This is a genomic window from Candidatus Curculioniphilus buchneri endosymbiont of Curculio glandium (assembly GCF_964275155.1).
In the GTDB taxonomy this organism is placed as follows: Bacteria; Pseudomonadota; Gammaproteobacteria; order Enterobacterales; family Enterobacteriaceae; genus Curculioniphilus; species Curculioniphilus buchneri.
Map to the genome: position 1 here is coordinate 703,127 of NZ_OZ193413.1, position 12,847 is coordinate 715,973.

Below are 12,847 nucleotides of genomic sequence, written 5' to 3' on the forward strand. Positions count from 1 at the left end.
CCATTAGCAATAATTATATTAAAAATTAAAAAATATAAAGCAGGTTAATTAAATTTAGTAATCTAGATTCAAACATTACAGATGATCCATAGCATTCTAACATAATTTTACTAAATTAAAGAGTAATATCAATTAAAACTCATTCAATTATGAACTATTAAATTTAATTAGATTTTAAAATAGTATGATGTGACATAGTACTACTATTATGTAGTAGTATAAGTCGTTATATGTTTCATGATATAATGCAGAAATAACACAAGTAAAGGAAGTAGCACAGTTTTTTCTTAAACAAGAATGTTTAAAAAAAAGAACATTGTTCTGTTATCACAGTTAGAATTGTGAAGTTTAAGTTATATTTAAAAAGAATTTTTAAAAAATAATTTAGATTTTTAATCTAAAACATTTTTTTTAACCATTATTAATGTAATTTATTTCTAATAAAATAATAGAATTTTAATTAATTGATTTTTGGTCCGTTTAAGTTGACTATTTTTAGTAAAATCAAGGAAGTATTTTATTATAATTTATTTTTAGACATTGATAATTGCACGCTGATTTTATGGAAAATAACCAAATATGCGTACTAGCAAATACCTACTTTCAACTCTTAAAGAGATACCTGTCGATGCTGAAAGTATTAGTCATCAGCTAATGTTGCGCGCTGGAATGGTTCGCCAACTAGCTTCCGGTCTTTATACTTGGTTGCCTACTGGATTGCGCGTATTGCATAAAATCATTAAGATCGTACGTGAAGAAATGAATCATGCTGGCGCAATGGAAGTATCTATGCCTATAGTGCAACCTGCAAATTTATGGAAAAAAAGTGGACGCTGGACACAATACGGTCAAGAACTTATGACACTTACAGACCAAAGATTACGATCATTTGTACTAGGTCCAACACATGAAGAAGTGATAACTGATCTGATGCGAAAAGAGCTTATTTCCTACAAACAACTTCCAATGAATATTTATCAAATAAACACCAAATTTCGCGATGAAGTACGTCCGCGTTTTGGAGTAATGCGTTCACGTGAATTTATAATGAAGGACGCGTATTCCTTCCATACAAGCTTAGATTCATTAGAGACTACTTATAATATTATGAATCAAGTTTACAGAAGTATTTTTACTCGCATGGGGCTAAATTTTCGTTCAGTACAGGCAAATACTGGCTCTATTGGAGGTAGTATATCTCACGAATTTCATATTCTAGCTGGTAGCGGTGAAAATGAAATCGTTTTTTCTACTGAATCTGATTATGCTGCTAACATTGAATTAGTAGAAGTGATCGATCACACAACTATATGTATGGCACCAAGCCAATTGATACATTTAGTAGATACTTTAAATGTTCATACTGTATATGATCTCGTAAAACAGTTTACAGTACCAATAACAAAAATAGTCAAGACTATAGTTGTTAAAGCTCATAAAGACGCTGATTGTACGCTAGTAGCGTTGATGATTCGTGGTGATCATCAACTTAATGCAACCAAAGCTGAGAAATTACCACAAATTTCTATGCCGTTAACATTTGCCAGCGAAAAAGAAATTCGCTTGGTTACAGGTACTGGATCCAGTTATTTAGGTCCAGTCAATATATCTATTCCTTTAATAATTGATTATAGCGTTGCAGCAATGAGCGATTTCACTGCTGGTGCTAATTGTGATGGAAAACATTTCTTTGGAATCAATTGGAACCGAGATCTCCCTATACCACAAATTGCTGATTTAAGAAAAGTTGTCAGCGGTGATATTAGTCCAGATGGTAGAGGTACTTTGAAAATTAAACGCGGCATTGAAGTAGGGCATATCTTCCAACTAGGAACAAAATATTCAGAAAAAATGAAAACTATCGTACAAGGAGAAAATGGTTTAAGCCAAAATGTCATTATGGGTTGCTATGGTATTGGTATTACTCGTGTAGTCGCAGCGGCAATTGAGCAAAACCACGACGATCGTGGTATTGTATGGCCTGAAGTATTAGCACCGTTTAACGTGGCCATTTTACCAATAAACGTACGCCAATTCCTTAGAGGAAGGGAAGTAGCTGAAATGCTTTATAAAAAACTTCAAGCGTGTAATATCGATGTATTGCTTCATGATTGTGATGAACGTTTAGGCGTGATGTTTGCTGATATGGAATTAATTGGTGTACCACATATACTTGTAATTGGACAGAATAATTTAAATAAAGAACAAATTGAATATCAAAATCGTCGTAGTGGTAAAAAAACGATCATAAATTTAAATGAAATTGTAGATTTTTTGATTAGTACAATTTTCTCTGTACATTAAACCTTTATCTTTATAAAATTTTTTCTAATTATTTTTACTTGAAAGTCAAACATTATTCTTAATAATATTAAATAGAAAAATATCTAATACAAAATTATTATTAATATTCAAAGACAGGCTCAAAAGAGAGCTTTGATAGAATAATGTTACTATTAACTTCAAGTAACTTACAACAGTATATTACTATGAAGTAATACTGATCGGCGAGAGAGGATTTGAACCTCCGACCTACTGGTCCCAAACCAGTCACGCTACCAAACTGCGCCACTCGCCGAATATGCTATTTTACGGATGATAAAAGTGTTATGTTTCCTTTTAAATAAACTTAAAATGAAACTAAAAATTTTTGTATAACTTAATGGATGGCATGATGCGAAGAGAGGGATTTGAACCCTCACGTCTGTTAAGACACTAACACCTGAAGCTAGCACGTCTGCCGATTTCGCCATCTTCGCACACTCATATTATTAGTGGGGTGACTGATGGGATTCGAACCCACGACAACTGGAATCACAATCCAGGACTCTACCAACTGAGCTACAATCACCATTGCTTATACGGCTGAACATAGAAAAAATTCTTCATAATTTTATTTTATATCAATCACATAATGTGCCCGACAGGACTCGAACCTGAGATCCCTACCTTCGGAGGGTAGTGCTCTATCCATCTGAGCTACGGGCACATAACAATGTTGTTAGTGAAGATACTACTAATTTACTAGCTATCAGTTAGCTAGTATGTTCAAAAGCTTGATATTATTGTTGACTATCTATAAATTTAATTTATTCATAATAGATATACAAGAGTTTTTATCTGCTGATTCATAAGATTTACCAAAAATATTTAATTTTATTAGTTTAAAGTAAAAATTGTATTCACGATTGCATAATTAGTTAATACGTTTGATATATTGCTTTTTCATGATTATAGTCGTTTTTTAATGTTCTATTAGTATTTGCTAACATGATTATTATATTGATAAAAAAATAATAGTTTAGATGTAAAATTTTAGTGAATTGGCTTAGATGACTAAAATATACGGATAAAGCTAGCTGTACATCATATGAGACATAGCTGTGTAATCTCACCTAAAGTGATAGACTTATAATTGACACTTTCATAACATTATTTCTCCCCCCCAGAAATAAGTAGGATAATTCTAAAGTTAAATAATTACTAGTAATTTTTTCTTATTATCCGATTCTATTAATTTTATATACTTTCGTATCTGTTATTCTATGTTGCAATAAAGTTAAAATTTTATTAAGAGTATATGAAAGTATCAATGGCAAATTTCTAAGACCATGATAAGAACAATGCATAGTGTCTTCTATAAGACAGAAACTTAATTTACATACTATTTTATTCAATTATATAATTGATCCCTGTTATCCAATAGGGAACTATATAAGTTATAAAAGCTCATAATTTAGTATGGAAGTATGCACAATATCATCATATTGTTTTTGATAATTAAATAATATATCCGACTAGCTTTAAGTTAGTGACTACAATGGTTCTGTAATCGTTACAATATTGACATGTGCAATAAATAGTAAATTATATTTTGAAATAGATGGTTATTTTTAGTTTTTCTTTTTCTTAATAAAAGATTGAGCTTTGTAGATATAAATACTAAAAATATTATCTAATATTTAATCGAAAATATTACGCTAAGAAGTAATAGAATGTTAATATACGAAAAATATATTTCTTTAAGGATTAATATCCATCAAAGTATATAGTGTTTAAATCAATAAAATTACTAATTTTATAATTGACATGCGTATACATTATCGAACCATCTGAACATTAGTAATATTTAAAAACTTTTAATCAAACATTGACCAGCTATCATACATATGATAGTGAACTATTAGATTAAAGTAAAGTTTTAATATAATTGTCGCTTAATATGATTAAGATTACAATAATATATTAAATCTTAATTCAATTTTATAAAATTCTGCTAAATTACTAGGATAAATAAGTAAGCATACCAGTCTTTGACTGTAATATCTATTATTTTTATAGAATTAAAAGCGGCTAATTAACTGTATTGTGTTATTGGTACCCTTGATTTTTATAAATCTTAATTAAAAGTAAATGTTCATCTGCTTTTGAATTTCAATTTAATTAAAATAATTAATAACATGTAATTTTTATAAATTAATATTAAGGATAGAATAGTTTATGATTTGCTAAAAGGCCTAGTCTCATCTTAAAAAGTATATATTTATAGTAAAAAACAAGATAATGCTAACGAAAAATGATGATAATCATCAAATAGTATATATTTAATTCGTCTTGAATAAAATTGTCTTTTTTCAAACAGATAAGAAAGACACAATGTTCATTGTATTTCAGACTTGCACGTCCAATTAGATAGTAAATCTACTATTATTTATAGATTGTTCTTTTATATGCAAAAAAATATAATTTGATGTAATTTATCAAGTTTTGTAACGTTGATCAATATATTTTATATTCAGTCAAAACCATCATTAAGCAATACATATTGCCTTTTTAGGGATATGCATCAAATCATTAATCATGATTAGATGAATTCTCTATCATCAAGATGATAGAGCATCAATCAAAGCTTAAACTTTTAATATTAAGAAACATTAGTAATCACTCATGCTCTTTAATATATTAAATGATAGCCTTGTTATATAAGGAATCTAATAATCTATTATTAATCGAAGTAATATAAATGTACCACCAAAACAAAAAATCAAATATCACATGATTGAAGCAATCTACTCTTTAATAATTTTATCAAAAAGTAGATTATTTGTCTTTTCGGTCTATTTTAGATGTATTCGCATGACCTAACATAATGTATTTTTTGAAATAAACTTTTTCTTAAAATGGAGATAATATTACTTTTTTGTCTGTTTGTATATTAATCAAATGTTAAGTAAGACATTTACAATATAATAAGACTATCTCTGTAACTTAATCTTATTAAAGCTAAAACAATATCAAATTTTACGATCGCCTTAGTAATTCTATAATGTAATCAAGGAAGCCTCGTTTCATAGTTTATGAACGTTTCATCATACTAAAAAATTCATCGTTAGTTTTTGTCATTGCTAGTTTATTCATCAAAAACTCCATTGCATCTATTTCACCCATAGGGTGGATAATTTTTCTTAAGATCCACATTTTTTGTAATTCCTCTTGAGTAGAAGTAAGAAATTCTTCTTTACGTGTTCCTGAACGGTTATAGTCAATAGCTGGAAAAACTCGTTTTTCAGCAATTTTTCGAGATAAGTGCAATTCCATATTTCCAGTACCTTTGAATTCTTCATAGATTACTTCATCCATTTTTGAACCGGTATCTATAAGCGCAGTAGCAATAATAGTTAGACTGCCTCCTTCTTCCATATTTCTCGCAGCACCGAAAAAGCGCTTCGGACGATGCAGTGCATTAGCATCCACACCTCCAGTTAATACCTTACCAGATGCGGGGACTACAGTATTGTAAGCACGAGCTAAACGAGTAATAGAATCTAAAAGTATAATCACATCTTTTTTGTGTTCGACTAAACGTTTAGCTTTTTCAATTACCATATCAGCAACTTGTACGTGACGAGAGGCTGGTTCATCAAAAGTTGATGCAATAACTTCGCCTTTTACCAGACGTTGCATTTCAGTAACTTCTTCTGGACGTTCATCAATTAATAAAACCATCAAAACACAATCAGGATGATTGTAAGCAACACTTTGTGCTATATTTTGAAGCAGCATAGTTTTACCGGCTTTAGGTGGTGCCACAATTAAGCCACGTTGACCTCGTCCTATAGGAGATGCAAGATCTAGCACACGAGCAGTCAAGTCTTCTGTAGAGCCATTTCCACGTTCCATACGTAAACGTGAGTTAGCGTGTAGTGGGGTTAAATTTTCAAATAAAATTTTATTTCGAGCATTTTCAGGTTTGTCATAGTTAACTTTATTAACCTTGAGTAATGCAAAATATCTTTCTCCTTCTTTTGGAGGACGAATCTTACCAGCAATAGCATCGCCAGTGCGTAAATTGAAACGACGGATTTGACTAGGAGAGACGTAGATATCGTCAGGGCCAGCAAGATATGAACTATCGCTGGAACGAAGGAATCCAAAGCCGTCTTGCAATATTTCCAAGACTCCATCGCCAAAAATATCCTCACCACTTTTAGCATGTTGCTTAAGAATGGCAAAAATGATGTCTTGTTTGCGTATGCGGGCCAGATTTTCTAATCCCATATTTTCGCCAAGAGTTACTAATTCTGAAACCGGCATATTTTTTAATTCGGTAAGGTTCATAATGATGGATTCTTAAACGTGGCTATATCTTTCTTGAATTAATTTTAAAAATGATACGATAGCGTATAATCCTTTCTACCTTTATGATATTTCATTTCAGTAAAACTGCATCGATTAACAATCGCAATGTATGAATATAAATAATCAAGAAGAATGATTTTGAAAAGGCTTAATAGCAGACTGATTTAAACCTAGCTTTCCTAGATATTCTTTATCCTTTGTGGATTACGCTTAGTATTTTTACAATGGATTACTAATTAAAAGTCAAGCCTAAATTCAAATTATAGATAAGATTACAATGGGATAGATATAAATCTAGCATGGTTTTTAATGGACGTCTAGCAAGTAATGTTAGAAAATAGCTAAGGATACTAGTGTCCATTATAAGAGATACCCTCATGAAAATTATTTACATATTTTTAACAAGAAACTCTTTCATCTGTGCTTTAGAGAGAGCTCCAGTTTTTGTATCTTTTACTTCGCCATCATAGAACAATAATAGAGTTGGAATACTACGAATACTATACCTCTTAGGTATCAGCGCAGAATTTTGATCAATATTGAACTTAGCCACGGTAAGTTTGTTATTAAACTCATTTGCAATATCTACTAAAAAAGGCGCAATCATTTTACAAGGGTTACACCATTCTGCCCAAAAATCAATTAGAAGAAATTTATTCTTACATAAAATTGCTTTTTCAAAATTGTTGTCATTTAAATAAATAATGTTATCGCTCACGATATACTCCATAATATGAACACTGTTTAATCGCAGTATTGAATGATTAATTAAATACTTATCATTATATACAAATTTATGTTGTTAAGTACACAGAATTTTTAAAAAAAGGAATATCAATATTCATATTAATAATATTAAATACTAGATTATTTGTATGTTTATTATGAAATTCCATCTGATATGGAATTAATTATTCAAATATAGCAATAAACTAAAGAAAAGACATGGTAGTAAAATCTCATAACATCTATAGGTATGACATTAATAACAACCATTTAATCTCTAGTAATAAAAGAATCGTGAAATTTAATTGTTTCACGTTCTAAAAAATTATTAATTTATTACATATTGCTAATATGAATAATATAGATTGAGAACACCTGGAAAATCATTTACTTTTAGATATATTCATAAATATCCTATGCCTTATCAATAGAAATAATGTTAGAAACATGGACAAAAATTAAAAATATTTTATTTTTTAATAAGGATTTTATAAGATGCGATTTATGTATTATTTAATAATCTCATGTGTTTGAAATGGATGACTAATAACATAGAGTCTGATATTTTTTCGATCTATCAGATTTAAAATTACACTGGATCAGTGTATCAGAAATAAAAAAATAATACATGACATTATCTGTTGATAAGACCTAAATATTTGCATTCATTACATTTTTCCTATTAAGTTTCATGGAAATATACTCATATTGCACTCTTATGTAAGAACAATAAAGTGTGTACCATACTCGCGACGAATTACCATTCATAATTTACTATTACAGTAATAGTATAGAGTTAAAATGAAAAAGTTTGAATATGTAAATTAAAAATTATACTTTATCATTCACTTGATTTCATCAACATTTATATATTAAAAACATGTAATCCTTTTAAAGGATGTAAATTAATATATATTATATGTTAATATATGTCTGTTTGCTATATTTAAAACTATGATGATTAATTTTTTCGATAAAATTATGAGATAATTTCTACTCTATTGTTTGCTTATATATTTTAATTGTGCTTTTTGTTTTTATACATAATTAAATTATACCAGTTTAATTCAAAATAAAAAATTTTTACTATGTATTATAACATGTGCCAGAAACCATTCTGTATATAATAGTTTTATAGAAAATAGACTGAGCTAATATATTAACAAGCCTTTCCATCATATTATTAACTAAAAACGTAGTATAGCAATACTACTTAAGTAATCAGGAAATATATTCCTTAATTTTTAATAATTGAGTAGTTTTAAAATTAATGTTGTGTAATGGCTAAAAAACTATAATAATGGTTATCTCTTCTAAAGAAATGTTCTTATCTAATATATTTAAAAGATAATATCAATATTAGTTTGATTGGTTATTGTTAATATGTTTCATTAATATTTTAAGTGTAAAGAATACTGATATGCTACAGTGCACTAATCATCGATCAAATATAAACAAGGAATGTAGAACTATTATTCAATAAATATACTGTACGATATTAGATCGTAATCGAGAAATTGGATTATAAATATGGAAAATGTCACATATGACACTATGTTTCATCAATTAAGTAAATAACTGTCAATATATCTCAAGATTAATTGTTTTATAATTAATGTAACATATTAGCGATATCTATAAACATTATATACTTTGCTACATATTATTTTTTTAAATTTAATATTTAATGTTATTTAAAAAATTAAAACGCTTATTATAATACTGTTACAATGAATTGTTTATTTATTTTGACCTAAAAAAACAAAATTAAATTATCAATCAATCTGAATATAATAAGATGTTAATTGAATTAACTTTATAAAAGAATTTTCATTATTTAATAAACTAAATCCCTTATATAAGGCACAATGTAAAATAATAAAACATATATTTTATTAGGATGTAACATTTATATTACTAGACATGATGTCTAACGTTTTAAAGAAATTAATTTAATGTAATTTTTAAGAAAACATTATGAAAAGAACTGATCAATTAATCTAATTCATGATTGTATTACTACCACCAATATGTAGATTAAGATAATCTAATTATTTATATTAATCTGATTATTAAATTTAATAATTTAAAATATTTTGTTTTCAATTTTTTTAAAAAAATTTAAATTTAACATAATTATTTATTTTTATTGATTTCTATAACTATTATTATTTTAATTCGTTTTGCTATAGAAAAATGTTTGTCTATGATATTAAAATAAAATATTACATTTACATTGAGTAATCTAATGTTATAAACAACTTTTAACTTAAAGTTACCTGGTTCTTTTCATTATATATGATATATATCATATATAATGTCGTATTTTAAAAAATAACAGTCATCACCTAACTCAAGATATGTATATATAACACTAAAAATGGATCGTTCTATTATTTTGATCTGATACATGCAAATAAATATATGAATGAACACTACTATCGTTTTTTTAATTTTCCTTTTTTCTAAAATTTATATACTAATATTTTTCCAATAAGTTAAAATAAAATGCTAAATTTTGACTAGCATGAGTAATCAATACAGATTTCTCTTGTAAAACTAACAAAATATTTATTTATAAACTTCAACTACCTAGTGTTCAAAAAATCATACAACCAAATTGGCAATAAATAAATCGTTGTATACTGTTATCTCTATTCGTATTTCTGTTAGTTTAATTAATATTTACTTATTTTTAAATATCGATTTTTCTATTTATACAATTATTATAGAATATTGAAATGAGAAAAAATGTCAATACAAACTAAATATTAGATATTTTCTTCATGGTTAATAGAATCTATTTTCTTTAAGGAATAAGATATAACATAGCAACATTAATATTATTTACACAGCTATCAATCGATGTTAATATGTTTTTTCTCAATTTAATGGAATCATCTAAGATGAATTAGACTATCTTAAAAAAATAAAATCATTAATAATGTTTCTATAATAGAAATTGATTCCACAATCATGGCATACAAAAACATAAATGGGCCAATTATTTCTATTTGGCATAATATAATTGATAATACATGTTGTTCATGTGATTTTAGAAATTCGCCACTAACATAAATATTTCTATCATTAAACTAACTGATTTCATCAGATTGAACTAATGATCATGTTAAAATTCAAAAAAATTGGTATAAATTTGAATCTTGAGACGCAATTTAGTTACACAACGATGCTGATTAATTTAATTTATAATAGTGATTTAATTCAATGTAAACTAAATCTAACTTCATTATTATTTTCTTGAATAATTTTTCAGTAATTCAAATTAACATTAAAAATGAAAATTTAGTTACTTAGTATTAATAATATAAATTATAAACATTTATATCGAGATATAAGTAATAATAAATCATTTACTATCATAATTTAATAATAATTCAAATATCGCATTTTTTTAAATTTAAAAATTAATATTAGTCATCGTATTTGATACATTCACATTATTAAATGTACATTCATTTTTAAATGGAATTTTCACAAAATTGTTTATTTTATCTGAATAGATATTCGTTATGATATCTAATAAATGTTAAAGTCTTATTGTATAAGAAATTTACTATATGAATGTTACTCACATTCTATTTAAAATAGTCGAAATATTAAACAATCTATTTACTATTATTTTTGTCCATGATTCATTGATTCTCAGTTCTTTATAGATGAATATAATTTATATATTAGTTTTTACATAAATGAAACCAATATTATTATTAGAAATTTTGCTAACAATAATTAGAGAATTACTATTTAGTATATCTTATAAAAGATCAATGATTATTTGATAATCTAGAAATTATTTTCATAATATATAAAATATGAAAAATGTTTATAACTTATTAATATTCATTAATTTATTTAGACATGTAAAATCTCTATCTCGGATATAGAGATCTATTTATATATTAATTTTATATCATTCAATATAAAAATATTTTAATATTATAATATCCATTCGATTCTAAGAAATTTTATCGCTTAATATTATATTAATTACTTAATAGGAATATATAAAGTAAATCCAATTTTAGCAGTCATACTTTACTGATAAGTATGAATACCGTTAAGATTTAATGTCAATTTTATTAAGATCAATTTAGATTAGAGCTAAATATTAAATTTTTTAATATATTTATGTGTATAAAATAATACCTTTTAATGTAGATAAAAAGATTGTAGGGCTTAGTTAGGAGAAGATATTTTATGCAAAAAGTTTATATTACACATCGGTGTGATCGTATAAGTATAAAATTTCATTTTCTTGTGGATTATAGAAGGTATATAGCATCAAGCGAGTAGTCATGTACTTTCCCTGTAAAAGTCAAATCAATATTCGGATTCGTCGAATAAAAAATTTTAAATGTTATAGTACTATATCGCACTAACATCATGATAGAGTTCACTGGAAAACTAACATATTTATATTGTATCTAAAGATTAGATATTTGTATAGATATTCATCGACTTGTAATAATAGAAATTATCAGATTAATGTAGTATAACGTTCCATATTAAAAATGATATTAATGTTTCGTATGACTTAACTTTAATAAAGATCACAAACAATCACAGTAAAAACCATATGAGCGACATATATACTGGATTTATAATTATTTAAGTAAAGCCTAGGATAGATTGTCAATTACAGTATAGTGTTATGTGTGTCTATGCACCATATACATATGATAACACAATGTTAGTTATAGTAATTTTCTTTTATTCAAATCACATTAAGGCACGTAATATGAGTTTAACGCAAGTACCGGCAGGAAAAGAATTGCCAAATGATATTTATGTAATCATTGAAATTTCAATGAATTCTTATCCTATTAAGTATGAAATTGACAAAGAAAGCAATATGCTATTTGTTGATCGTTTTATACCTTCAACAATGTTTTATCCCTGTAACTATGGATATATTAATCACACTTTATCACTAGATGGTGATCCAGTAGACGTTCTAGTACTAACGTCATATCCAATTCAAATAGGTTCTATTATTCGTTGTCGTCCAGTGGGACTTCTAAAAATGACTGATGAGTCTGGTGATGATGCTAAATTGGTAGCTGTACCGCATACTAATCTTTCAAAAGAATTTGATCTTATCCAAGATGTGAACGATTTGCCACAAATATTACGAGAAAAAATTTCATACTTCTTTGAACATTATAAAGATTTAGAAATCGGAAAATGGGCAAAAATTAATGGATGGGACGATGTTAAAGCAGCCCAAAGAGAAATCCTGTCCTCTTTTGAACGAAATAATAAGAGATTGCAAGCATAAAAAGCCATTCAGCTTGCAATTGTAAGTTTGACTCACTTTTCAGTAATTTTATTTTTATAAATAAACGTTTTGATATCTATATACCAATCGATTCTTTATTTAACATAACCTACATGCCACGTAGAACACACTAACTAAAAAACAAAGATTTCATATAATGCATATTATAATATTAATAAG

At 26.8% G+C, this 12,847-nt stretch carries 4 protein-coding genes and 4 tRNA genes; 2 read left to right on the forward strand and 6 right to left on the reverse strand.

Annotated features, from left to right (window positions below; translation table 11 throughout):
• Positions 1–579: 579 nt before the first annotated feature.
• The gene (locus tag ACICP0_RS02125) at positions 580–2,304 is read left to right on the forward strand and encodes a proline--tRNA ligase (protein ID WP_395479664.1); all 1,725 of its coding nucleotides are present in this window, start codon (positions 580–582) and stop codon (positions 2,302–2,304) included.
• A 200-nt stretch (positions 2,305–2,504) separates the two neighbouring features.
• Here the strand turns inward: ACICP0_RS02125 and ACICP0_RS02130 are convergent.
• The 6 genes from ACICP0_RS02130 to trxA all read right to left on the reverse strand — a co-directional run bounded on the left by ACICP0_RS02130 (position 2,505) and on the right by trxA (position 7,357).
• Positions 2,505–2,578: transfer RNA gene (locus tag ACICP0_RS02130), tRNA-Pro, on the reverse strand.
• Between the two features lie 97 nt (positions 2,579–2,675).
• Positions 2,676–2,759, reverse strand: a tRNA-Leu gene (locus ACICP0_RS02135).
• Between the two features lie 16 nt (positions 2,760–2,775).
• Positions 2,776–2,851 (reverse strand) — tRNA-His (locus ACICP0_RS02140).
• A gap of 64 nt (positions 2,852–2,915) precedes the next feature.
• Positions 2,916–2,989, reverse strand: a tRNA-Arg gene (locus ACICP0_RS02145).
• 2,366 nt (positions 2,990–5,355) lie between these two features.
• Positions 5,356–6,618: a transcription termination factor Rho gene (gene rho / locus ACICP0_RS02150; protein WP_395479665.1), complete on the reverse strand. Its 1,263-nt coding sequence runs from the start codon at positions 6,616–6,618 to the stop codon at positions 5,356–5,358.
• Between the two features lie 409 nt (positions 6,619–7,027).
• Complete coding sequence (gene trxA, locus ACICP0_RS02155; RefSeq protein WP_395479667.1) at positions 7,028–7,357, reverse strand: thioredoxin TrxA; 330 nt, start codon at positions 7,355–7,357, stop codon at positions 7,028–7,030.
• A gap of 4,770 nt (positions 7,358–12,127) precedes the next feature.
• Between trxA and ppa the strand changes: the two genes are divergently transcribed.
• Complete coding sequence (gene ppa, locus ACICP0_RS02160; RefSeq protein ID WP_395479668.1) at positions 12,128–12,667, forward strand: inorganic diphosphatase; 540 nt, start codon at positions 12,128–12,130, stop codon at positions 12,665–12,667.
• Positions 12,668–12,847 lie beyond the last annotated feature (180 nt).